A 23,820-nucleotide genomic window follows, 5' to 3' on the forward strand; every position below is an offset into this window, starting at 1 on the left:
GCTGTTGAAGCATCGCACTCTAGGTGGTTCATCAACCGAACAGTGCTGATCATGGAACAGAACAACACCGATACCCAATTTCAACGGGCAACTGATGCATTCATCGTCCATACACTGCCCGATTGGCTCAAAAAGGCCAGCTTCAATCAGTTTCAGGCACTGCGCAGCAGCTTTGACAATCATGTGCGCAGCCAACAACAGGTTCACTCGGCATTAGCCGCGCTGCAGCCCCCGAACAGCTTCGCCAAGCCGCTATTACAGCAGGCTTTGCGTTCTTCCTCCTTATCGCTGTCGGTCGACTTCGACAAGGCCCAGTGGCGTGAGGAGCGGCGTCATCTGCGCGCGGATGCAACCGGGCCGCAGCAGTACCGCTCGTATTTCGTGCATACGCCAGCTGTGCAGGTCTTTCTGCAGAATTTCAAACAGGATGAAGCGTTTTTTGAGCAGACTGCCCTGGTTTATCCGGCCGATAGCTCGACCGGCGAGGCGGAACAGGTGCTGACCAACGACAGCACGGAGTTGGTCAATCTTTGTCGGACAGTAGATCTCGGTGGGCAGTACCAGCAGCATCTGAATACGGTCTTCACCCCAGGCTTACTCACTGCGCTGAGCGAGGACAAACGCCTGCAACTGGCGTTGGCAATCGAGGTTGCGTTCTTGAAGAAGCAGTTGTCTTCAGCCGACATCGATATGCTACGTCGGGTAGTCAACGGGCAACCTGCCACCCATGCGCAAAGCGACCGGGTGCATGCCGGAGCCCTGAAAGTGTTGGACTGTCGTGTCGAAGGGGCTCTTGCGTTCGAGCGGCAAGGGATCGTGCCCATTCCAGGACGTGTGCCGCAGATCAGCGTGGAGGGGGTGGTCCTGTACTTACCTGGGGATCGCCAGCAATCGCTGCGGGCCTTCACCTCTTGGCGTGAAGCTAGCCTGACTCTTGGCACACTGCTGCGTGAAGAGGGTTACCAACAGCGCTTCAGTCGACGAATTGGTCTATCGGAGCGGGCAAGCTTCTTGGGGTTGTTGCAGCTTCGTCTAAAGGATCCACAGACGGATGCTACGGCTTCCTGCCAGGTAATCCACGACCCGCTGTTCCATACCTTGGCCGAGCAACAGGTGCAACGCATCCGAGACAATGCGCGTTTTCTTGCGGTACCGACCGCGCAGATCAATGCCCGTGCCAGCGCCGACCAGTTGCGCAACTTGCAAACGGTCGGCGTGAACCTACTCAACCTAGCCGGCTTTTTCGTCCCGGTTGTCGGTGCACTGCTGGCTGCCGACTTGGTTGGGCAGAGCGTGTCACAGGTCTGTGAAGGTGCTTGGGACTGGAGCCAAGGCCATCAGCACGAAGCTATCGAGCACTTGCTCGGGGTTGCCGAGACCGTGGTGGTGGCGGCTGCCGTGGCGGGCGGCGCGACGTTGGTTGCGCGGGCCTTCAAGCGCAGCGCTGTGGTTGACCAACTGCTGCCGATAGAGAACGACGCGGGTCAGCCGCGACTGTGGTCGGGCGATCTACGCCCGTATGCCGTCCTTGCTCCGCCCGACGACCTGATGGCACTCGAGAACGGCCTGCTGGCCAATCAAACAGGCCATTGGTGGCGAAATGGTGATACCTACTATAGGGTCAGGCCTGTGCCCAGGCGCAGTGCTTGGCAGTTAGTCCATCCCCAAGGTGAGGCCAGTTTTGGGCCTTTGCTTGAGTTCAACGGCGAGCGATGCTGGCGCTTGACGAGCGAGCAACCGCTTGCCTGGCAGGGTGAAGGTTTGTTGCTGGGGCGGCTATGGCCGCCCGCCGCTAGCTTGTCGGCAGCACGTGTCGAGCACATTTTGAAAGTCGCCGATGTCGATCAAGACTACTTGCGCGGGTTATTGGTAGAAAACCGGCCAATGCCGGTGGCTCTGCGCGATACCCTGGAGCGGTTTGCCGTGGATGCACGAGTCCATGCGTTCTTCAAGCAGTTGGCCGACGGCCAAGATTATGACCTGGAGCTGTTTGGCTGGTGCAGCGACTATTTGAAGCTCGATGCGTTGTCGGTCGAGGAGCAGAAGGCTGATTTTCTCGACAATGCTGCTGAGCTTGGCGAGCGACTGTTCGAGCATTTCAGCGTCAAGTACCTGCCACAAGACCCGCTGCTGAGCCTGATCCAGAAACATTTCAAAGGATTACCAAGCGCCTACGCACTGGACGTGCTCAAGCTTGCCACCGATGAGCAGCGCCAGAGCATGCTCACGCAAAACCGCATCCCTCTGGCGGTTGCCGAGCAGGCGCGTGCGCACTTGCAGTTGGCGCAACTGACGCGCATGCGTGAAGGCTTGTACCTGGACGCCAGCTATCAACCAGGGACTGTACAACTGGCGTTCGCTCTGTTGCGTCAGTATGGCGCCTTGACCGGGCCAGAAGATCTGGAATTGCGCGACAAATCCGATACCGGACCGTTACTGGCCAGATTGTATCCGGACAACGACCCGCAGAAGGTCAGTGCGATTTTGGTGCGACGCGCAGGGCGTTTTCTCTGCTACAACCGGGATGGATTTAAACACCCACTGGAATTGAGTGAGCCCGAAGGCTTGCCAGAGGCGTTGGCTGCGCTTCTGTCCGCTGCTGATTGCACGCGCCTGCACTGGCAGGGGGCCACGGCCCGTGAGCGCATCATCAATGATCTGCGCAGCTGGCTGCCCTCGGGGAATCCGGCGCTTGCGCAGTTGGTAGGGATGGCAAAGATCAAACCATGGCACAGCCCTATGCAGCGACTGGCCGATGGGCGGCTTGGGTATTTGCTCAGTGGTCGCGGCCAGGGTGGGCATCCTTCGCGGCGTCTGCTCATGCGCTCTGCGCGTGCACTTTATCCGAGCTTCAACGACCGTGACCTTGATCGCTTCGTGGCACTGCTGTTGGAGAATCCTGAGACCGCCTATCTCAACATGGCTCAGCAGTTCCAGCAGTACCGCCAGCTTGACCAATCGCTGGTGGAGTGGGTGCAGCAAGAGCGTGCGACCACTCGGTACACGCGACGCCGACACGTTGCGACTGAATTACGCCGTAGTTGGCAGCTTCAGGGGCAACGGTTGCTCTACAGCTCCGGGCAATTGGCCGGTGTTCGCCTGAGCCTGATTGGGTTGGATATCGCAAGCCTCCCGACCTTGCCGGCCGATACCGACTATGGCCACGTGACCGACCTGACTATGGTGGGGTTGAATCTTCAGGCCATTCCCAGTGGATTCTTGCGTTGCTTCTCTCGTCTGCGATGGCTCAATCTGAACAGTAACGCGCTAACTGGCATCCCTGATGATATCGCGCAGCTGACCAGCCTGGTGGAGCTGCGCATGGCGCGCAATCGGATTCGCATGACCCAGGCGTCTGCCGATACCGTTCGTGAGCTGTATAGGCTGCAAACCTTGGACCTGAGTTTCAATCCACTGGGTGCAATCAGTCTGCGGTTTCGGCAGCTATCACGTCTGCGCGAACTCAGCTTGCGCCAGACGGGTCTGCAAAGTGTACCCGAGGGGTTGGAATGGTGTGGGATGCTGGAGTTGGCCGATCTTCGTGATAACCAGATCGCTCAGGTGCCGGAAACTTTGCTCACTGCCTCTGCGCAAACCCGACAAGCCTTGGAGCTGCGCGACAACCCGCTGGCGGTCGATGTTCGCCAGCGCCTGTATGCCCCTGAGCCTGCGCCACAGATAGTGCAGCCTGCCGCTGTTGAGCCTTCGCAAGTCAGGCAGACATGGCTTGCATCCTTGCAAGAGGCCCAGCGCCCAGCGTGCGAAGCACGCTGGGATGCCCTGCATGCAGAGGCCAACAGTGAAGAGTTCTTCCGCCTGCTCGATTTATTGACTGATACCAGCGATTTTCAGCATGCCCGTCAGGACCTGAGTCGGCGCGTGTGGGCTTTGCTGGCGGCGATCAGCGATAACAGCGTGTTACGCGCCGAAGTATTTGAGTTGGCCGCCGCGCGGGGGTGTGTGGATCGCTTGATCTCGTGTTTCAGCAGATTAGAGATTCGCATGCTGGTGGCCCAGGCGAGCTCGGCGAGTGAACAGCTATCGTTGCTGGAGTTGGCGCGTGGTCTGTTCCGGCTGGACGAAGTCGAGCGTATTGCCCGTTTGGACATCGAACGGCGCATCACCATGGAAACCGATAGGCTGCGTAATACTGGCTTGTCAGAGCAAGACGCCGCCACGCGAGGGCGTGAGCGGGTGGATGAAATTGAAGTCAGCTTGGCTTATCGCATTGGTCTGGCCCGTACCTTGAACCTACCGGGCCAGCCGCGCACGATGCAGTTCGGGCAGATTGCCGGAGTGACTCAGCAGCAGCTAAGCAACGCCGCCGCACAGGTGAGATGGGCGTCAGCCACCAATGATTTGGTTAGCTACATCAGCCAACGGGATTTTTGGATCGATTACCTGCGCCGCGAATACGCAGTGCAGTTTGAGCAGGTCGCGCAGCCATTCTGGATTCAGCAAGAGGCACTGCAAGGTTTACCGGAAGGTGAGCTGCTCAAACGCAGTGATGAAATCGCCAAGGCGTTCAAACAGGCCGAGGCTGACCTGATTTTGAAACTGACCCGCGAGGTCATGCGTAGCTGGCATCCAGCCGATTGAACCTGCGTCATAGCGGCCAAACCGCTCATCCCGATTGAGCGGTTTGGCCATTGCCGCGAACGGCGTGCGGCGACAACATCGTCAAACCGATTGTGCTACTCCAACAATAAGAAACCAGGAGTCTGACGATGCGCGATTACGCCGAGGCCGTCCGTTCGTTCGAACACGCCAAAGCCGCAGAGGCGGCCTTGCACGGCAATCTGAACGCCCTCAATGCCTGTGTCGAATGCTGTGATCGACACACCGGCAGCAACTCCCTTGCCCTCATCTACGAAGATCGTGATGGCAATGGCCAGCGCTTTAGTTTCGAGCAGCTGCAGGCGCAGGCTGCGCGTTTTGCCAACGTGCTCAAGGCCAAGGGCGTCATTGCCGGTGACCGGGTCGCAGGGCTGATGCCACGCACCCCTGAGCTGCTGATCACGATTCTGGCCACCTGGCGCCTGGGCGCGGTCTATCAGCCGCTATTCACCGCTTTCGGGCCAAAGGCGATCGAGCACCGACTGGAGCAGTCGCAGGCCAAGGTGGTCATCACCGATGCCAACAACCGGGCCAAACTCGATGAGGTGGCTGACTGCCCTTCGATCATCAGCGTCAATGCGCGTGCCGGCGATGCTGATTTCCAGCAACTGCTGGCGTCGGCCGAGCCTGAATGCGCGCCGGTGCTGCGTCGTGGCGATGATCCGTTTCTGTTGATGTTCACTTCCGGCACCACTGGCCCGGCCAAGCCGCTGGAGGTGCCGCTGCGCGCCATCGTTGCCTTCCAAGGCTACATGCGTGATGCCATCGAGCTGCGCCCTGAGGATAACTTCTGGAACCTGGCCGACCCAGGCTGGGCTTATGGCCTGTATTACGCGGTCACCGGGCCGCTGGCGCTGGGCCACGCCACCACCTTCTATGATGGGCCGTTCAGCGTCGAGAGCTGTGCGCGGATCATCAACAAACTTGGCATCACCAACCTGGCAGGTTCGCCCACCGCCTATCGCTTGCTGATCGCCGCTGGGCGCGAGTTCTCCGCGCCGATCAAGGGTCGTCTGCGGGTGGTCAGCAGTGCTGGCGAGCCGCTCAACCCCGAGGTTATCCGCTGGTTTGCCGATGAGCTCGACGTGACCATTCACGATCACTACGGGCAGACCGAACTGGGTATGGTCCTATGCAACCACCATGGCCTGGCCCATCCGGTGCACCTGGGCTCGGCAGGTTTTGCCATTCCCGGCCATCGCATCGTCGTGCTTGATGAGCACAACAACGAACTGCCTGCCGGTGTCCCCGGCATCCTTGCGGTGGACCGCGAGCAATCGCCGTTGTGCTGGTTCGGTGGCTACCACGGCTTGCCGACCAAAAGTTTCGTCGGTAAGTACTACCTCAGTGGCGACACGGTCGAGCTCAATACTGACGGCAGTATCAGCTTCGTCGGGCGCAGTGACGATGTCATCACCACGTCCGGTTATCGGGTTGGTCCGTTCGATGTCGAAAGCGCGCTGATCGAACACCCGGCAGTGGTCGAGGCCGCAGTGGTTGGTAAGCCCGACCCGGAGCGCACCGAGCTGATCAAGGCTTTCGTGGTGCTGGCCAGCGGCGTGCAGGGTAGCCCTGAACTGGAAGAGACCCTGCGCCAGCACGTGCGCCAGCGCTTGTATGCCCATGCCTACCCGCGTGAAATCGAATTCGTCAGCGAGCTGCCCAAGACCCCGAGCGGCAAGCTGCAACGCTTCATCCTGCGCAACCAGGAAATCGCCAAACAACAAGCAGCCCTGGCAGCAACCGCCAGCGCCTGAAGGAAACCTCATCATGCACATTGCCAACAAACACTTCATCGTCAGCGGCGCAGCTTCCGGGCTGGGCGCGGCGACCGCACAGATGCTGATCGAAGCCGGCGCCAAGGTAATGCTGGTCGATCTCAACGCCGAAGCGGTAGCGGCCAAGGCCCAGGCGCTGGGTGAGCAGGCGCGCTACGCGGTCGCCGACATCAGCGACGAACAGGCCGCCAAGGCTGCGGTGGACGCTGCCGTCAGCGCCTTTGGCAGCCTCCACGGGCTGATCAACTGCGCCGGTATCGTCGGCGCTGAAAAGGTTCTCGGCAAGCACGGGCCGCATGGCCTGGACAGCTTCGCCAAGGTGATCAACGTCAACCTGATCGGCAGTTTTAACCTGCTGCGCCTGGCCGCTGCGGCCATGGCCGAGAGCGAGGCGGGTGAAGATGGCGAGCGCGGGGTGATCATCAACACCGCTTCGATTGCCGCCTACGACGGCCAGATCGGCCAGGCTGCCTACGCCGCCTCCAAGGGCGCCATCGCCAGCCTGACCCTGCCAGCGGCGCGCGAGTTGGCGCGCTTTGGCATCCGCGTGATGACCATCGCCCCGGGCATCTTCGAAACCCCGATGATGGCCGGCATGACCCAGGAAGTACGCGACTCGCTGGCCGCCGGGGTGCCGTTCCCGCCACGCCTGGGTCGAGCTGACGAATACGCCGCGCTAGCTCGCCACATCATTGAAAACAGCATGCTCAACGGCGAGGTGATCCGCCTCGACGGTGCCCTGCGCATGGCTGCCAAGTAAGGAGAATTGCTCATGACCCTCGCCAACGATCCGATTGTTATCGTCAGTGCCGTGCGCACGCCCATGGGCGGCCTGCAGGGCGATCTGAAAAGCCTGAGCGCGCCACAGCTGGGTGCTGCGGCGATTCGGGCCGCTGTCGAGCGCGCAGGCATCGATGCCGCCAGCGTCGAGCAGGTGTTGTTCGGTTGCGTGCTGCCGGCAGGCCTCGGCCAGGCGCCGGCGCGCCAGGCGGCACTGGGCGCAGGCCTGGATAAAGGCACCACCTGCACCACCTTGAACAAGATGTGCGGCTCAGGCATGCAGGCGGCGATCATGGCCCATGACCTGCTGCTGGCAGGCAGCGCCGAGGTGGTGGTCGCTGGCGGCATGGAAAGCATGAGCAATGCCCCGTACCTGCTGGACAAGGCCCGCGGTGGCTATCGCATGGGGCACGGAAAGATCATCGACCACATGTTCCTGGATGGCCTGGAAGACGCCTACGACAAAGGCCGGCTGATGGGCACCTTCGCCGAGGATTGCGCGCAAAGTGGTGGGTTCAGCCGGCAAGCGCAGGATGCCTTCGCCATCGAGTCGCTGACCCGCGCTCAAGAGGCGATCAAGAACGGTCGCTTTACCGCTGAGATCGTTCCGGTGGAGGTCACCGAGGGCAAGGAAAAACGTTTGGTCAGTGATGACGAGCAGCCGCCCAAGGCGCGCCTGGACAAAATCGCGCAACTGCGTCCGGCGTTCCGCGAAGGCGGTACGGTCACTGCGGCCAACTCCAGTTCGATTTCCGATGGCGCCGCAGCATTGGTGCTGATGCGCCGCTCTCAAGCTGAACAACGTGGCCTCAAGCCGCTGGCGGTGATCCATGGCCATGCGGCCTTTGCCGACACCCCGGCGCTGTTCCCCACCGCGCCAATCGGCGCCATCGACAAGCTGATCAAACGCACCGGCTGGGCCCTGTCCGAGGTCGATCTGTTCGAGATCAACGAAGCCTTCGCCGTGGTCACCCTGGCGGCCATGAAGCACCTGGACCTGCCGCACGCCAAGGTCAACATCCATGGCGGCGCCTGCGCCCTGGGCCACCCGATTGGCGCGTCTGGTGCGCGTATCCTGGTCACCCTGCTGTCGGCGTTGCGCCAGAACAACCTGCGCCGTGGTGTCGCGGCGATCTGCATCGGCGGCGGTGAAGCGACCGCCATCGCGGTCGAATGCCTGTATTGAGGTGAAACATGCTGGTCACTGACGAACAACAACAGATTGCCGATGCGGTGCGTGATTTTGCCCAGGAGCGGCTGAAGCCTTTCGCCGCACAATGGGACAAGGAACATCGCTTTCCCCGCGAGGCGATTGACGAGATGGCCGGGTTGGGTCTGTTTGGCATGCTGGTGCCTGAGCAATATGGTGGCAGCGATACCGGCTATGTGGCCTACGCCATGGCCCTGGAAGAGATCGCTGCGGGCGACGGCGCCTGCTCGACCATCATGAGTGTGCACAACTCGGTGGGCTGCGTGCCGATTCTCAAATTTGGCACAGAGCAGCAAAAGCAGCAGTTCCTCGCGCCGCTGGCCAGTGGCGCGATGCTCGGTGCATTCGCCCTCACCGAGCCGCAGGCCGGCTCCGACGCCAGCAGCCTGAAGACGCGGGCGCGGCGCGATGGCGAGCACTACGTGCTCAACGGCAGCAAGCAGTTCATCACCTCCGGGCAGAACGCCGGAATAGTGATCGTCTTCGCCGTTACCGATCCTGAGGCGGGAAAGCGTGGCATCAGCGCATTCATCGTGCCCACCGATTCACCCGGTTATCAGGTGGCGCGGGTCGAGGACAAACTTGGCCAGCACGCCTCCGATACCTGCCAGATCGTCTTCGATGATGTGCGCGTGCCGTTGGCCAATCGCCTGGGCGAGGAGGGGGAGGGCTACAAGATCGCCCTGGCCAACCTGGAGGGTGGTCGCATCGGTATCGCCTCGCAATCGGTCGGCATGGCCCGCGCCGCATTCGAGGTGGCGCGTGATTACGCCAACGAGCGCCAGAGCTTCGGCAAAAAATTGATCGAGCACCAGGCGGTGGCCTTCCGCCTGGCCGACATGGCCACGCGCATTGCTGTCGCCCGGCAGATGGTGCTGCACGCTGCGGCCTTGCGCGACGCGGGGCGCCCAGCGCTGGTAGAAGCCTCGATGGCTAAGCTGTTTGCCTCGGAAATGGCCGAAAAGGTCTGTTCGGATGCCTTGCAGACCCTGGGCGGTTATGGCTATCTGAGCGACTTCCCGCTGGAGCGCATCTACCGCGATGTGCGGGTTTGCCAGATCTACGAAGGCACCAGCGACATTCAGCGCATGGTCATTGCGCGCAATCTTTGAAGGAGCAGCCTGCATGTCTTTTGAAACCATCCTGTTGGACATCCGTGGCAAAGTCGGCCTGATTACCCTCAACCGGCCGCAGGCGTTGAATGCACTGAACGCGCAGATCGTCAGAGAGATCAACCAGGCGCTGGACCAGTTGGAGAAGGATCCGAACATCGGCTGTGTGGTACTGACCGGCTCGGCCAAGGCCTTCGCCGCTGGCGCCGACATCAAGGAAATGGCCGATCTGACTTACCCGCAGATCTACGTCGATGACCTGTTCAGCGACGCCGACCGCATCGCCAATCGGCGCAAGCCGATCATCGCTGCGGTGTCTGGCTTTGCCTTGGGCGGCGGCTGCGAACTGGCGATGATGTGCGATTTCATCCTGGCCGCTGACAACGCCAAGTTCGGTCAGCCGGAAGTCAATCTTGGCGTATTGCCGGGTATGGGCGGCACCCAGCGCCTGACCCGTGCGGTGGGCAAGGCCAAGGCCATGGAGTTGTGCCTGACTGGTCGCCTGATGGGCGCCGAAGAGGCCGAGCGCGCTGGCCTGGTAGCACGTGTGGTACCGCAGGCAGAACTGCTGGAGGAAGCCTTGAAGGTGGCCGCGACCATCGCCAGCAAATCGATCCCGGTCAGCATGATGGTCAAGGAAAGCGTCAATCGCGCCTTCGAAGTGACCTTGAGCGAGGGTGTGCGCTTCGAGCGCCGGGTGTTCCATGCAGCCTTTGCCACCGAAGACCAGAAGGAAGGCATGGCGGCCTTCGTTGCCAAGCGCGAGGCGCAGTTTAAAGATCGCTGATGTCGCGCACACGCACGGTCGGCCAGCGCCCCCCGTCTCCTGGTCGGGGGGCCGGGCGAGGACTGGCCGTAGCCGGATCCGGTCAAGGTTTAAGTCGAAAAGAAGTAACGCTGCGCGGCAGCTGCGGTTATTGGCGCGCGATACACCGCAACCGGCCTGCCGGTCACGGGGTCGTTGGCCTGCTGGCCGGCGCTATGGCGCTGCGCCGCTGTTTTCAGATGACCTACGGTGAACTGCGCTCTGGCGGTGTTGTTGGCAGCATAGTGAAAATGCGCGAACCACAGGGGGCGCCCCTGGTAATTGATGGCGTACTCATCGAGGTAGTCGTCTGGCCTGCCTTTGACCTTGGCCAGGCGAGTGCGTGTCCCGATGGGGCTGACGGTCACCTGATGGTTGTCGATCAGATACTGCACTTCGGCCATGCGAGGGCGCTGGGCAAGCGCGGCGCGAGTTCGCAGGGTGATGGCTTGCTCATCGAAGTGCCTGGCAAGGGTGTCGAGCGCCTGGATCATCTGGGCTGCACTCTCACCGTCGCCAGCTTCATCGACCTGATTGTGCTCGGTCAGGCGCTGTTCGATGGCGCTAACCTGAGCCCGCAGTTTGTCGCGCTGATGATGGACTAACTCTTCGAGCTCGATCGGTAAGTAGCTACTAGCGCTGTAGGCGCCAAGCCTTTGTACCTCTGCACGGGCACGATCCATCAAGCGGGTGCTCTCGCCAAGCAGCTGCGCCAGCGCTTGGCGGTTGCGCGAAGGCGCTGCTGCCGTCGCTGCAACCTCACGCCAGGCGCCTTGATCGAGACGGTAGGTTTGCGCCGGACTCTGCCCGTCGGGGCCGGCAATTTGCACGATGTTACTGTCATTGGCGCTCGGCTCTCCCAGAAGCAGACCATGCTCGCTGGTCTCGATCAGCCCGGGCAAATTGCGTCGCAGCTGGGCGAGGGTCTTGACTGGAGGATAGTTGGGCAGTTCGCCCAGGTCTTGGGTCACCCTGCCGATGACGGAGTCCAGCGCCTGATCCAACCGCGTCAGGGTCTCTAACGCCGCGGGCGTTTGCTCGTACAGTGGCATGAGGTTGCCTAACTGGCGCTTGGCGGCGTTGAATTGCTCGTGGATGCTGCGTAGCAGGCGAACCTGCACCTCTTCGCTCAGGTCATCGTGTTCGAACAGCTTGATGCGCTGGCCGATGCCCAGTTGGATGTTGGTCCAGCAGCGCTCCAGCCAGAAAGCGGCGGCGTCGTCAGTCACGCCATGCACCAGAATCACTCGGTTGACCAATGATTCCAGTTTCATGAAGCGCAGTATCAGGGCTTTCTCGGGCCCGGCATCGACCCAGCATGCCTGGCGATGTGCATGGGCAATATCGGAGCGCGTGCGGCTGGCCATCTTGCCCAGCTCCAATTGGCGCGCTTTGAGCGCATCGATGTTGCTGATCCTTTGCTCCAGCAACGGCGCCATTTCGTTGAGCCGGTCGGTTGCGTTGGCCAGCTCGGCAGGGCTGAGCACAGCTCCGGTTCCCTGGCGCCGGGCCAGTGCCAATAGCTGCTCGCGCTTGGGCTTCCACAGCTTGCACAAAATCAGCTCGATCAGTTGCAAGCACAGGCTGTCTTGGTGCAGGCCGTGGGCGCGCACGGTCGCATAATCGGCCAACGGCATAATGGCATTACGGGCGTCGGCGTGATGCACATGTTCGGACCAGGCTGACGAAACTGTCCTGGCGGAGATCAGGCAGCTATTGAGTACGCTCTGTTCGCTGGTGCTATTGGCCAGGTTGGTGACGACCTTGAGCTTTTGTTCCCACAGTGTACTGGCAGCCATTTCTTCATCGAGCTGGACATCGAGTGGTCTGCACTGCTCGGCCAGCCGCTGTTGACGTTGGCGCAGTCGTTCGTCCAATGGCATGCCGCCGCGCAGGCGCAAGCTCAGATCCAACTGCCAGCGCCCGGATTCGTCGCGCCTCAACCAGGGGCCATAGGTCTGTTCAGGTGTCTGCGCGGCGATGCGTACCTGGTTCTGTTGAGGATCGAGCATAACCGGGTAGACCTTGCCTTCCACGACCGCCCAGAGGCTGTCCTGATGCAGGTAGAGGCCCCATAGAGGGCCATGGGGGATGGCGCTGCCCAGTTCATGGTAGCTGAGTGTCGACTGCAACTTCGCCAGCGCCGAGCGTTGGGTGGCTGACAGCGCAGGTTGCGCCTGTGCCCAGCGCAAATCCAACATGGCAGGCAGCGTCGAGGGCTGCTCCTGGGCAAGCGGCTGATCGGGTTGCAGGGGCTGGACCTCGACCGGCTGAGCAGGTTCATCCAGCTCCAGACGCATGCGGAACATCGAATGGGAAAACAATAGCATCGCGACATTGAGCAGCAGATTGACCAATGCCAGGCGCTGCTCGCCAGGGGCGGTTTGCGGCTCGAGGTCAACGTACTCGGCCAGGGCCACTTCCATCTGAGCCAGCCAGGCTACCCTGCCCAGGGTTTCACCGGCCAGTGGCAGCAAGGTGTTGAATAGCAGCCAACTGAGCTCTTTCCAACTGTTCCAGCGCGTCTGGGCACTGGTAGCGGAGTGTTCGCGAAAACGCTGGATGGATTCCTCGACACAGCCTTGATACAAGGCCTGAGCCGGGTCACTTGCGGGGGCGTCGGTGGCCAGCTCCACCGGGGGCGGGGCGCCGAAGGGTATGGCGCTGGTGTCATCCAGTGGGTAGAACAGGTGCGGTTCAACGAACCCGCCATGGGCGTATACCTTGCGATCAACGGCCGGCAGCCGCTGCAACAGGTCATCTTGCAGTGGGCCGGGGGTGCTGATGGCCACGAACAAGGCCATACGGTCGCTAAACGCCAACAGCGATTGCCGATGCAGCGGGCGATACAGCAGGCAAGGTGTATGGCCGGGGCGCAGGGGTTCGATCAACCAGGTATTGAGCGGATGATCGGGGGCTGCCCCTGGCGACTTGATGAAGGCGAGCGGCCTGAGTACCCAGCGTAGCGCCTCCTCGACCGGCACTGGGCTGAAGACCTGGGCGATGTGGTCTGCGGCATCGACCCCGATGTCCTCGCCGCGCAGGTGCAATTCCAAGGCCAGGGTTGGCAACTGTGAGCGCAGTTGATTGGCTAGCAGGCGTTGGCGGTGTTGGCGCTGGGACGGGTCATCGAGCAACTTCGCGGTGAGCATCTGCGGGTAGCGGGTTGCGATGTCGAGCTGGGTGATGAGGGTGCGTACATAGGCTTCGTTCATCCAGCTCGGCAGTGCCTGGTCGGTGCTGGACAGTAGCTCGACCCGACCGGGCTTGAGCAAGCCCAGATTGCCGATGGCCAACTGGGCCAGGGAAAGCTCTACGCTGCGCACTTCTCCTGCGACGAATGGCGCACCCTGTGCGGGGCTGGCGGCGGCAACGGCCTGGTGATTGATGACCCGCACCTGCATGGGATCCAGCGGCTGGCCAGGGTGATCAAGGGCAAAGCGCGCCGCCAACGCCTGGTTGGCGAATTGTTCGGCAGTGGCGACGTCGTCGAGCCAAAACTGGCCGTTGGCATCCTTGTAAGCCTGTGCCACGTTCAACAGCAGGGTGCTATAGCGTACCAACGGTTGGGCCTGGGCGTCGCGCAACCAGTCCGGCAGTTGGCTGATCAAGCCTTGCCGTTGTTCGGCTTCACTGGCGCTACACAGGTCGAGCATGGCCGTCAGCCGATCAAGGTCCAGCGCAAGGGTGAGGGCGTCCTGGCGAGTGCGATAGCGCGGAGCTAGCTGATCGATCAGGTTGAGTTGCTGATTGAACAGGGTGCTGGCCTGGACCTCGAACACCTGTCCCAGCGACGGTTCGATAGATACGTGGCGTGGCAGGTCTGCCGCTTGCGCAGGCCATTGCCTGGATATGGCGCTGAGCAGTGCTTGGCGCGAAGCGAATGGGTAGAGGATTCCCCCCAAGGTGTACAGCAGGTGAACGTTACGTTCTGGGCTTTGGCCAGGGTGTTCGATCAGCACGGCGCTGGCCATGTCCACATCTATGAAACCAGCTTTCGAGAAGTCCAGTTGCAGGTTCGACACGCTCAGGTTTCGGGCATTGGGCCGCAGATTTCGTTGGGCGGGGTCTGGATAGCGCTGCACCAGGCGGGCGAGGCTGTTGGCGAAAGATGACTGGGCGTTGTCTGGCTGGCTTGAATCGATGGCCAGCTTGAGTTGCTCTTGCAGATGGTTGGCGTACCAGCCCCAGGGCGTTTGCCCGCTGCGGTCAAACTGGCTCCAGTAGCTGACCAGGGCCTGTTTGTAGATATCAAGCAAGAACGGCGCACAGGCGTTGATCAGTGTTTCGACCTTGTGCAGATCGACGTATACCTTGCCGCTGGGGTCACCATCTTCGCGCATTGAAAGACTGTCTTCACCCTCAATCAGGTTCAGGGTGCGGCGCAGACAGAAACGCTCCACTACCACCTGGGGCAGTGGGCGTATCCAGGTAAGGTCGGCTGATTCGCGGCTGACCAGGTAGATGAACAGCGGATCATAGCGGTTGCTTATCCGCTGCGCAGACCACTGCTGGCGAAGTATGCCGGTGGCGACTTCCAGCAGCGTCGGACGAGAACTGAAGCGTTTGGCGACCTGGCACTCCAGAGCGCTGTATCGGGCAAGGCGTTGATGCAGATCCATGAGGGTTCCAGCCGTTGTTGATGGACCTGCATCAAGCCTTTGAGCCCGAGTTGATGGGTGTTAACCGGTTGATACCAAGGAACCAGTCAAGTGCGCCCATCGGCTGATTCGTCGGCGCGGCCGGCGTCCCTAGAATCCAGACACCGCCTGTCAGCGCGACAGGCCCAGTCCAGCCGAGGCTCTTCCCATGATCTACGCCGCACCCGGCACCCCCGGTGCCCTCGTTCAGTTCAGATTGCGCTATGGCAACTACATCGGCGGTGAGTTCGTTGCGCCGGTTGCCGGTGAATACTTCACCAATTCATCACCGGTCAATGGCCAGCCGATCGCCGAGTTCCCCCGTTCCGGCGCCGCTGATATCGAGCGTGCACTGGATGCCGCCCACGCCGCTGCCGATGCCTGGGGCCGAACCTCGGTGCAGGAGCGCTCGCTGATCTTGCTGAAGATCGCCGACCGCATCGAGGCCAACCTTGAAAAGCTGGCGATCACTGAAACCTGGGATAACGGCAAGGCCATCCGCGAGACGCTCAATGCCGATGTGCCGCTGGCGGCCGATCACTTTCGTTACTTCGCCGGCTGCATCCGCGCCCAGGAAGGTGGTGCTGCCGAGATCAATGACGGCACTGTGGCTTATCACTTCCATGAACCGTTGGGGGTGGTTGGGCAGATCATCCCGTGGAACTTCCCGCTGCTGATGGCCGCCTGGAAGCTTGCACCGGCCTTGGCTGCGGGTAACTGCGTAGTGCTCAAGCCGGCCGAGCAGACCCCGCAATCGATCACCCTGCTGGCCGAACTGGTCGGCGATCTGCTGCCTGCCGGTGTATTCAACATCGTCCATGGCTTCGGTCGTGAAGCGGGCGAGGCGCTGGCCACCAGCAAACGCATCGCCAAGATCGCCTTTACCGGCTCCACCCCGGTAGGCTCGCACATCATGAAGTGCGCAGCCGAAAACATCATTCCCTCCACTGTGGAGTTGGGCGGCAAGTCGCCGAACATCTTCTTCGAGGACATCCTGCAAGCCGAACCTGCCTTCATCGACAAGGCCGCCGAAGGGCTGGTGCTGGCGTTCTTCAACCAGGGCGAGGTGTGTACCTGTCCGTCGCGGGCGCTGGTGCAGGAGTCGATCTATCCGCAATTCATTCAGGTGGTGTTGGAAAAGATCAAACAGATCAAGCGCGGCAACCCGCTGGACACCGCGACCATGGTCGGCGCCCAGGCCTCCGAGCAGCAGTTCGACAAGATTCTCTCCTACCTTGAGATTGCCGAGCAGGAGGGCGCTGAACTGCTGGCTGGCGGCCAGGCCGAGCGACTTGAGGGTGAGCTTGCCAGCGGTTATTACATCCAGCCGACCCTGCTCAAGGGTAACAACCAGATGCGCGTGTTCCAGGAGGAAATCTTCGGTCCGGTGGTCAGTATCACCACCTTCAAGGATGAGGCCGAGGCGCTGGCGATTGCCAACGATACCGAGTTTGGCCTCGGGGCCGGGGTGTGGACCCGCGACATCAACCGCGCCTATCGCATGGGGCGGGGGATCAAGGCTGGCCGAGTGTGGACCAACTGCTACCATCTGTATCCGGCCCACGCCGCTTTCGGCGGCTACAAGAAATCCGGCGTAGGCCGCGAAACCCACAAGATGATGCTCGATCACTACCAGCAGACCAAGAACCTGCTGGTCAGTTACGACGTCAATCCCCTGGGCTTTTTTTGATCGGTATGGGTAGTAACCGGTCCTAAAGTAGCAATGGCAGTGCACCGGAAACGGTGTATCAATAAACGCACCGCAATCTCGTGGTGCCAGAAGAGGATGAACCTATGTGGAAAAAGCCCGCGTTCACTGATCTGCGTATCGGTTTCGAAGTGACCATGTACTTCGCCAACCGTTGATCCTCCAGGCGCCGGTCGCTGTGTGCGGCGGCCGGCGCTCACCTTGATTACAAACCCTGCTGGATGCTTTAGGCTCAGGAACACCACGACAAGAACAATAGGCGTTGCATGAGCCCGAATCTGAGCCAGTTGCGCAAGTTCGTTTCCCCCGAAATCATCTTTGGTGCCGGTTGCAGGCATCATGTCGCCAACTACGCCCGCACGTTCGGTGCGCGCAAGGTGCTGCTGGTCAGCGACCCGGGTGTGGTGGCTGCCGGATGGGTCGCCGATATCGAAGCCAGCCTGCAAGGGCAGGGCATCGACTACTGCCTGTACACCGACGTCTCGCCCAATCCGCGGGTCGAAGAAGTGATGGGCGGCGCCGAGCGTTACCGCAGCGAACAGTGCGATGTGATCGTCGCCGTGGGCGGCGGCAGCCCGATGGACTGCGCCAAGGGTATTGGCATCGTGGTCGCCCACGGCCGGCACATTCTTGAGTTCGAAGGGGTCGACACCATTCGCGTGCCGAGCCCGCCGCTGATCCTGATCCCCACCACGGCGGGCACCTCTGCCGATGTTTCGCAGTTCGTGATCATTTCCAACCAGCAAGAGCGGATGAAGTTTTCCATCGTCAGCAAGGCGGTGGTGCCGGATGTGTCGCTGATCGACCCCGAAACCACCTTGAGCATGGATCCGTTTCTGTCTGCCTGCACCGGCATCGATGCCCTGGTACATGCCATCGAGGCATTCGTCTCTACCGGTCACGGGCCGCTGACCGACCCGCATGCGCTGGAGGCGATGCGCCTGATCAATGGCAACCTGGTGCAGATGATCGCCAGCCCCGACGATATCGCCCTGCGCGAAAAAGTCATGCTGGGCAGCATGCAGGCGGGCCTGGCGTTTTCCAATGCCATCCTCGGTGCGGTGCATGCGATGTCGCATAGCCTGGGCGGCTTTCTCGATCTGCCGCATGGGCTGTGCAATGCGGTGCTGGTCGAGCATGTGGTGGCGTTCAACTACAGCGCCGCGCCAGATCGCTTCAAGGTGATCGCCGAAACCTTGGGTATCGATTGCCGTGGCCTGAACCATGAGCAGGTACGCAAGCGCTTGGTCGAGCATCTGATCGCCCTCAAGCATTCGGTGGGCTTCCATGAAACGCTTGGCTTGCACGGGGTGGGTAGCAGCGATATCCCGTTCCTGTCGCGTCACGCCATGGATGACCCGTGCATCCTCACCAACCCGCGCAACTCCAGCCTGCGTGATGTCGAGGTGGTGTATGGCGAGGCCCTCTGAGCCCAGCGCCGACGCCCTGGCTGGGCTGCTGGGGTTGTCCAACCACACCGTGCGCAAGAGCCATTACCCGGAACTGGCGGTGCGTCTGGAAGAGTTGGAGGCAGAGCGCAATCGCTACAAGTGGCTGTTCGAGCACGCGGTACATGGGATCTTTCAGGCCAGCCTGGAGCAAGGCATGCGGGCGGCTAATCCTGCCTTGGCGCGCATGCTCGGCTTCGATCAGCCGCAGGCGCTGCTGTTCTCGCGCAGCGACCTGGCCAGCCTGTTATTCGACCGTGGCACTGATGAGTTGCAGGAAATTGTCCAGGTGCTGCAGCGCGAGCATGCCCTGCTGGGCTATGAGACCCGCTTGCGCCGGCGTGACGGCAGCAGCATCGACGTGTTGATGAACCTGCTGTTGCGTCCGGATGAGGTGGGGGTGGTTGAGGGGTTTGTCGCAGATATCACCGAGCGCAAGCAGGCCCAGGTCCATTTACAGCAACTCAACGACCAGCTTGAGCTGCGGGTCGCCGAACGCACCAACGAGCTGATCGAGGCCCGCGACGCTGCGCAAGCGGCCAACCTGAGCAAGGACAAGTACCTGGCCGCCGCCAGTCATGACCTGCTGCAACCGCTCAACGCTGCCCGGCTGCTGATCTCGACCCTGCGCGAGCGGCCTTTGGCCCAGGCAGAAGGGGTGCTCGTCGAGCGGGCCCACCAGGCGCTGGAAGGCGCCGAAGACCTGCTCACCGACCTGCTCGACATCTCCCGCCTGGATCAGGCGGCGATCAAGCCTGACCTGGACTTCTACCGCCTGGACGATCTGCTGCTGCCCCTGGATTCGGAATTCCAGTCGGTGGCCGAGGCGGCAGGGCTGGCCTTGCGGGTGCGGGGTGGCCAGCGTGTGGTGCGTACCGATATGCGCCTGCTGACGCGCATCCTGCGTAACTTCTTGAGCAATGCCTGCCGTTATACCGAGCACGGTCGGGTGCTGATGGGCTGGCGCCAGCGCGGTGAGCGGCTGCGCATCGAGGTCTGGGACAGTGGTCGGGGTATCGCTGCGGACCGGCTGCAATCGATCTTCCTGGAGTTCAACCAGCTCGATGTCGGCCGTGCTGTCGACCGCAAAGGCGTGGGTTTGGGCTTGGCGATCGTCGAGCGCATAGCGCGGATCCTCGATTGCCGCATCGATGTACGTTCATGGCCTGGGCGCGGCTCGGTGTTCAGTATTGAAGTGCCGTTATCCAATGAGCAGCCCGCCCAGGGCAGCGTGTCCCTGCCCCAGGCCAGTGTCGGCGACCCGCTGCCGGGGCGGCGCCTGCTGGTGCTGGACAATGAGTTGAGCATCCGCCAGAGCATGGCTGCGCTGCTCGCCCAGTGGGGATGCGAGGTGGTTACTGCGGGGGATCTGGACGAATCGTTGCAGGTGTTGCAGGATCGCCCTCCAGAACTGGTGCTGGCGGACTTTCACCTTGACCATGGCCTGACCGGCTGCGATGTGGTCCGCGACTTGAGGTCGCACTTCGCCTGCGCCATCCCTGCGGTGATGATCACCGCCGATCGCAGCGAGCAAAGTCGGCGCGCCATGCAGCGGCTCAAGGCACCCCTGCTGAACAAACCGGTCAAACCGGGCAAATTGCGTGCGGTCTTGAGTCAATTGTTAGGGTAGGGCTGGCCATAAGTAGGAGATATCTGGCCGATGGGCGGATTCCGCGTCATTTCGGACAATTGCGGCCCAATCCCTGTTGCCCCGTGCGACGTGTCGCCTTAGACTGCCGCCCCCTGTAAAAGAGTGCCGGTTGGCGCTTGAAGAATTCCGTTGCCCTCGCACTGGCGTGGGCGACATTTGAATCGCCCAAATGCACATTTTTTCATAGAGAAATCGATGACCAAGGAACAGTTGCTGGCCATGTCGGCCGATGACTACATGAACGCTGAACAGCTGGAGTTCTTTGCCCAGCTGCTGCAAGCGATGAAGGTAGATACCCACGAGCGCATCGAGCAGAGCCGCATTACCATTGAAAGCCTGGATACCCCTTCGGACCCAGCTGACGTGGCATCGGTCGAGGAAGAGCGTCACTGGCTGGTCAACGGCATCGAGCGCGACCAGCGCTTGCTGCCGCAGCTGGAGATGGCCCTGGGCCGAATTGGTGACGACAGCTTTGGCTGGTGCGAAGACAGCGGCGAGCCAATTGGCCTGCAGCGCTTGCTGATCAGCCCGACCACCAAGTACTGCATCGAAGCCCAAGAGCGCCACGAGCAGATCGGCCGCCACCAGCGCCAGATCTGATCCAGCGTTTGTCGCATGGCCCCACGGAGCGATCCCTGGGGCTTTTTGCGTTTTCTTGCCCGCCCATGGCCTTTGCGTCGTAGCTGCCGGCCCATGCGCGGGCAAGCCCGCTCCCACAGGCACTGCGCTGACTCACCAAACCACGCGGTCTCGGTAGGAGCGGGCTTGCCCGCGAAGCGCCGCGCTAGCGGCGCCATCTTCGGCGCAGCGCTGCATCCTGAGCCATCCATAAGCTTGTCCTGCGTCAACCCCTAGCCCTTACCTCCTAAAGAGCCATGGATAATGGCCTAATAGTGGCGTTTAATGTCCGCATAATAACGACGCACGGATGACCCCGAAGATGATGCGAGAAGGATCTCTGCCCACCAGCCAATCGCTCCAGCCGACACCTGGCCGATTCCCTGTCACCGTCGCCCTGTTGCAAGGCCTGGCGCTGGGCGTTGTGCTGGCCGCGATGGCCTTTGCTCAACTGCCGTTCTATCTGGCATTACCCTTGGCGTTGTTGGTGCTGTGGGTCCCGCTCTGGCGCCGCAAGCCATTGGCTGCCAATGTCGCCGAACAGCAATTACCGATGCCCCACGATCTGACCCAGAGCTTGGCGCGCAATACCACGCATAACGCGCTGTCCGCCGCTGCCATGGCGTTTTCGGTACAGCAGCTGGCCACGCGCTTGCAGTCGCAGTTGGGCGCCGCCTCGCGAATCGTCGACAGTGCGCAGATCATGATCGGCACCGAGAAGGCCACCGCCCAGCTCAGCCAGCAAGCCCTGGACGCCGCACGTACTGCGCATGTCAGCAGCGCTGCGGGTCGCGAGGTACTGGCCGACTCGATCCAGCGCATGCATCAGCTCAGCACCCGCGCAACCGCCAGCCGCGAGTTGATCGAAGCGCTGCATCAGCGTAGCGAAGATATCGCCCGGGTCACCCTGGTGATTCAGGCCATCGCCAGCCAGACCAACTTGCTGGCGCTCAACGCCGCGATCGAGGCCGCTCGTGCGGGTGAGCATGGGCGTGGCTTCGCGGTCGTCGCCGACGAAGTGCGCGGGCTGGCGGGGCGTACTGCGGCTGCTACCGGCGAAGTGGGAGAGATGGTGGCTGACATTCAGGCACGTACCGCCCAGGTGGTCGAGCAGATCCGCAGTTTGGCCGGTGATCTGAGTAGCGGCCTTGAGCAGGTCGAAGATACCGGTGAGCAACTGACCCAGATTGCCCAGCTCGCCGCTAGGGTGGAGCACCAAGTGGGTGAGATCGCCGAGGGTACCGCAGTCAACCAAGTGCAACTGGACAACTTGTTTCAAGCGGTGGGGCAGGTGCGCGCCGACCTTGAGCTCAGCGACCAGCAGACCCAGCGCCTGGCCCAGGCCGCGGTGCAGATGGAGAGCCAGGCCGAAGCGCTCAGCGAACGCCTGGCCGAGGTTGGCCTGGATGACTATCACCAGCGCATTTTCGAGCTGGCGATGCGGGGCGCACAGGCGATCGGCGAGCGCTTCGAACATGATATCGAACAAGGTGTCATCAGCCTGGAAGATTTGTTCGATCGCCGCTATCAGCCTATCCCTGGCATGCGCCCACCGCGTTTCAACACGCGTTTTGACCAATACACCGACAGCGTGCTGCCAGGCATCCAGGAGCCGCTGCTGAGCCAACACGAGGGCATGATCTATGCCATCGCCTGCACCCCAGAAGGTTACGTGCCCACCCACAATGCGGCGTTCAGCCTGCCGCTGACCGGTGATGAGGCCCATGACACCGCGCACAATCGCAGCAAACGGCTGTTCGATGACCGCACTGGCATACGCTGCGGCAGCCATCAGCAGCGCCTGCTATTGCAGACCTACAGCCGTGATACTGGTGAGCTGATGCACGATCTGTCGGTACCGGTGTTCGCCAAAGGCCGGCATTGGGGTGGCCTGCGCTTGGGTTATCGGCCCGAACCTGGGCTCGATTGATCCCGGGGTTTATTGCCGTTGACGCAAAACAGCAGTACGGGCGAGCGCTTTAATTGAGCTCGGCGCGGGCGTATCATAGCTACATCGTTAGGTTGCTAATTAAATTCCGGAGGGGATTATGAATAGCCGAGTCGATGTTGCCGTAATGATCGGCTCCGGGGTGCCTGCTACCTTCAAGGCCATGGGGCGCAGGGTGTGTTGGGTGGTGTTGGTCAATGGCGAGCGGCGTGGTACGGCGTTCGCCAGTCGCGGCGAAGCGCTCGAGTGCCAGGCCGCCTGGATGGCTCAGTTAGCCAAGGGGCAGGCAGCCTGAGGGTTGCCTCATCGCTCAAGATGGCGAGCCAGTTCACAGGCATCCTGGTGACGCCGTCTGAAGCCCTTGACTCGCCCAGTCGAGCTTTCGGTAACATGAAAGAAGGCGATACCGGCCGGGATTACCACGAAACGCGGCTCTTTTTTGTCCCGATAGAGGTAAGAAATTTCCTTCACCTCTCGACGGATTTCGGTGTTTTCGTGCATATTTCGTCCCTTGTAATGCGCTGATGAATGCTGAGGCCCATTCTGTGGGGGCCTGCTGTTATCTATTGCATCTTTTTTGGCATTGCTGTTGTCAGACATTACGCTTCCCTAATGGGGAAAACTGCCGTTATCAGGTTGTGACGCTTTGGCTGGCGAGCTGGAGTAATAATTCCTGCGCGACGTATCGCCAATGTTCACAGACCCATCGTGCATGGTTTTAATAATCTTTTAAGCATCGTTTAGAAATGACCGCGCCGCTCCGGGGTTCCGAAGGGGTGCGCATGTAACCGGTTTGAGGAACTCTTCATTGGCAGTCAGTACACTCGATACCCACGCATTGTTTGCCTTGGGTGATTTGCGGGCCAAGTTGGTCAAGCTGTTCCAAGGGCGGTTTGTCTATGTCACCGAGCAAAGTCCTGAAGGCCTGTACATGGCTGAGATCGACACTGAAAGCGCTCTGGTGGTCGATGACAAGCCCCGGCTGGAACTCAAGGTTGGTGATCACTTTCGCGCGGCAGTACTGCCCAGTCGTGAGGGTGGCAAGCTGGAACTGCGTTTTCGTGAAATCAAGCTCAATGTCTATGGCCAGGGCGACTATGCCTTTGTCTCGGTCCCGGAAGGTGATGGCATCGTGTTCCGCAACGGTCACGGGGTAATGCTGGTGTTCGCCGCGCAGCAGCAAGTGCAGGAAGGCCTGGGCAAGATGCTCAAGGCGGTGACCGGCAAAGTCGCCAAATGGCGCAAGGGCGAACTCACTACGTTCAAGGCCAGCGAGTGAGCACTGAAGGCCCGCCGCCTGCTGGACGGGCGCAGTTTCACAGTCAGCATCAAGCCCGCGCTACGGCGCAAGCCGAGCAACTGTTGGCGCGCAAAGATGAGCTGGGCGGTGCCTGGTTAGGCTGGGTGGCGGGTGAGCTGTACCGGCTCAACCCCGCACCGTATGCCGCGATGGTGCGACGTGAGCTAGAGAGGCTGAGCCAGGATCCAGGCTAGTGGGTGCGTAG

At 61.3% G+C, this 23,820-nt stretch carries 17 protein-coding genes; 15 read left to right on the forward strand and 2 right to left on the reverse strand.

Features of this window, described 5'->3' with window-relative positions; all coding sequences use genetic code 11:
• Positions 1–51 precede the first annotated feature (51 nt).
• From ACI2JX_RS24055 to ACI2JX_RS24080, 6 genes are all read left to right on the forward strand, one after another.
• The gene (locus ACI2JX_RS24055; protein ID WP_404691135.1) at positions 52–4,599 is read left to right on the forward strand and encodes an NEL-type E3 ubiquitin ligase domain-containing protein; all 4,548 of its coding nucleotides are present in this window, start codon (positions 52–54) and stop codon (positions 4,597–4,599) included.
• A gap of 128 nt (positions 4,600–4,727) precedes the next feature.
• Positions 4,728–6,374, forward strand: a complete 1,647-nt coding sequence (locus ACI2JX_RS24060) for an acyl-CoA synthetase (protein WP_264234927.1) — start codon at positions 4,728–4,730, stop codon at positions 6,372–6,374.
• A gap of 13 nt (positions 6,375–6,387) precedes the next feature.
• Positions 6,388–7,155, forward strand: coding sequence for an SDR family NAD(P)-dependent oxidoreductase (locus tag ACI2JX_RS24065; protein WP_404691136.1), 768 nt, complete (start codon positions 6,388–6,390; stop codon positions 7,153–7,155).
• 12 nt (positions 7,156–7,167) lie between these two features.
• On the forward strand, positions 7,168–8,361 hold the full coding sequence (locus ACI2JX_RS24070) for an acetyl-CoA C-acyltransferase (RefSeq protein WP_404691137.1): 1,194 nt from the start codon (positions 7,168–7,170) through the stop codon (positions 8,359–8,361).
• An 8-nt stretch (positions 8,362–8,369) separates the two neighbouring features.
• Entirely contained in the window at positions 8,370–9,497 is a 1,128-nt protein-coding gene (locus ACI2JX_RS24075) for an acyl-CoA dehydrogenase (protein ID WP_404691138.1), read from the forward strand.
• A gap of 13 nt (positions 9,498–9,510) precedes the next feature.
• Positions 9,511–10,284, forward strand: coding sequence for an enoyl-CoA hydratase (locus ACI2JX_RS24080; RefSeq protein WP_404691139.1), 774 nt, complete (start codon positions 9,511–9,513; stop codon positions 10,282–10,284).
• Between the two features lie 89 nt (positions 10,285–10,373).
• Here the strand turns inward: ACI2JX_RS24080 and ACI2JX_RS24085 are convergent, their stop codons facing one another.
• On the reverse strand, positions 10,374–14,924 hold the full coding sequence (locus ACI2JX_RS24085) for a hypothetical protein (protein ID WP_404691140.1): 4,551 nt from the start codon (positions 14,922–14,924) through the stop codon (positions 10,374–10,376).
• Positions 14,925–15,111: 187 nt separating this feature from the next.
• Here ACI2JX_RS24085 and ACI2JX_RS24090 point away from each other — a divergent pair, with 187 nt between their 5' ends.
• From ACI2JX_RS24090 to ACI2JX_RS24120, 7 genes are all read left to right on the forward strand, one after another.
• On the forward strand, positions 15,112–16,632 hold the full coding sequence (locus ACI2JX_RS24090) for an aldehyde dehydrogenase family protein (RefSeq protein WP_404691141.1): 1,521 nt from the start codon (positions 15,112–15,114) through the stop codon (positions 16,630–16,632).
• A gap of 104 nt (positions 16,633–16,736) precedes the next feature.
• Complete coding sequence (pqqA, locus tag ACI2JX_RS24095; protein WP_009394664.1) at positions 16,737–16,808, forward strand: pyrroloquinoline quinone precursor peptide PqqA; 72 nt, start codon at positions 16,737–16,739, stop codon at positions 16,806–16,808.
• Positions 16,809–16,916: 108 nt separating this feature from the next.
• Entirely contained in the window at positions 16,917–18,080 is a 1,164-nt protein-coding gene (gene ercA, locus ACI2JX_RS24100) for an alcohol dehydrogenase-like regulatory protein ErcA (protein ID WP_404691142.1), read from the forward strand.
• The gene (locus ACI2JX_RS24105) at positions 18,064–19,728 is read left to right on the forward strand and encodes a NahK/ErcS family hybrid sensor histidine kinase/response regulator (RefSeq protein WP_264234919.1); all 1,665 of its coding nucleotides are present in this window, start codon (positions 18,064–18,066) and stop codon (positions 19,726–19,728) included. The genes ercA and ACI2JX_RS24105 overlap by 17 nt, the downstream gene beginning before the upstream one ends.
• Positions 19,729–19,944: 216 nt before the next feature.
• Entirely contained in the window at positions 19,945–20,349 is a 405-nt protein-coding gene (locus ACI2JX_RS24110; protein WP_264234918.1) for a TraR/DksA family transcriptional regulator, read from the forward strand.
• Between the two features lie 721 nt (positions 20,350–21,070).
• Positions 21,071–22,297, forward strand: a complete 1,227-nt coding sequence (locus tag ACI2JX_RS24115) for a methyl-accepting chemotaxis protein (RefSeq protein ID WP_404691149.1) — start codon at positions 21,071–21,073, stop codon at positions 22,295–22,297.
• A gap of 118 nt (positions 22,298–22,415) precedes the next feature.
• On the forward strand, positions 22,416–22,610 hold the full coding sequence (locus ACI2JX_RS24120) for a hypothetical protein (RefSeq protein WP_264234917.1): 195 nt from the start codon (positions 22,416–22,418) through the stop codon (positions 22,608–22,610).
• Positions 22,611–22,618: 8 nt separating this feature from the next.
• Here ACI2JX_RS24120 and ACI2JX_RS24125 read toward each other — a convergent pair whose 3' ends face one another.
• Positions 22,619–22,915, reverse strand: coding sequence for a hypothetical protein (locus ACI2JX_RS24125; protein ID WP_404691143.1), 297 nt, complete (start codon positions 22,913–22,915; stop codon positions 22,619–22,621).
• 208 nt (positions 22,916–23,123) lie between these two features.
• Between ACI2JX_RS24125 and ACI2JX_RS24130 the strand changes: the two genes are divergently transcribed.
• Both ACI2JX_RS24130 and ACI2JX_RS24135 read left to right on the forward strand, forming a co-directional pair.
• A complete protein-coding gene (locus tag ACI2JX_RS24130) occupies positions 23,124–23,594 on the forward strand; it encodes a hypothetical protein (protein ID WP_186555768.1) in 471 nt (156 codons plus the stop codon).
• Positions 23,591–23,809, forward strand: a complete 219-nt coding sequence (locus ACI2JX_RS24135) for a hypothetical protein (RefSeq protein ID WP_404691144.1) — start codon at positions 23,591–23,593, stop codon at positions 23,807–23,809. Before ACI2JX_RS24130 ends, ACI2JX_RS24135 begins: the two co-directional genes overlap by 4 nt.
• Positions 23,810–23,820 lie beyond the last annotated feature (11 nt).

The sequence above is a fragment of the Pseudomonas sp. NPDC088890 genome (assembly GCF_044900155.1).
In the GTDB taxonomy this organism is placed as follows: domain Bacteria; phylum Pseudomonadota; class Gammaproteobacteria; order Pseudomonadales; family Pseudomonadaceae; genus Aquipseudomonas; species Aquipseudomonas urmiensis.

Bases quoted from the DNA above. Each gene is read 5' to 3' on its own strand.
- ACI2JX_RS24105 (WP_264234919.1), top strand. From the start codon at position 18,064: ATGGCGAGGCCCTCTGAGCCCAGCGCCGACGCCCTGGCTGGGCTGCTG.
- ACI2JX_RS24070 (WP_404691137.1), top strand. From the start codon at position 7,168: ATGACCCTCGCCAACGATCCGATTGTTATCGTCAGTGCCGTGCGCACG.
- ACI2JX_RS24120 (WP_264234917.1), top strand. From the start codon at position 22,416: ATGAATAGCCGAGTCGATGTTGCCGTAATGATCGGCTCCGGGGTGCCT.
- ACI2JX_RS24115 (WP_404691149.1), top strand. From the start codon at position 21,071: ATGATCGGCACCGAGAAGGCCACCGCCCAGCTCAGCCAGCAAGCCCTG.
- ACI2JX_RS24075 (WP_404691138.1), top strand. From the start codon at position 8,370: ATGCTGGTCACTGACGAACAACAACAGATTGCCGATGCGGTGCGTGAT.
- ACI2JX_RS24125 (WP_404691143.1), bottom strand. From the start codon at position 22,915: ATGTCTGACAACAGCAATGCCAAAAAAGATGCAATAGATAACAGCAGG.
- ACI2JX_RS24080 (WP_404691139.1), top strand. From the start codon at position 9,511: ATGTCTTTTGAAACCATCCTGTTGGACATCCGTGGCAAAGTCGGCCTG.
- ACI2JX_RS24090 (WP_404691141.1), top strand. From the start codon at position 15,112: ATGATCTACGCCGCACCCGGCACCCCCGGTGCCCTCGTTCAGTTCAGA.
- ACI2JX_RS24065 (WP_404691136.1), top strand. From the start codon at position 6,388: ATGCACATTGCCAACAAACACTTCATCGTCAGCGGCGCAGCTTCCGGG.
- ACI2JX_RS24085 (WP_404691140.1), bottom strand. From the start codon at position 14,924: ATGGATCTGCATCAACGCCTTGCCCGATACAGCGCTCTGGAGTGCCAG.
- ACI2JX_RS24060 (WP_264234927.1), top strand. From the start codon at position 4,728: ATGCGCGATTACGCCGAGGCCGTCCGTTCGTTCGAACACGCCAAAGCC.
- ACI2JX_RS24055 (WP_404691135.1), top strand. From the start codon at position 52: ATGGAACAGAACAACACCGATACCCAATTTCAACGGGCAACTGATGCA.
- ACI2JX_RS24110 (WP_264234918.1), top strand. From the start codon at position 19,945: ATGACCAAGGAACAGTTGCTGGCCATGTCGGCCGATGACTACATGAAC.
- ercA (WP_404691142.1), top strand. From the start codon at position 16,917: ATGAGCCCGAATCTGAGCCAGTTGCGCAAGTTCGTTTCCCCCGAAATC.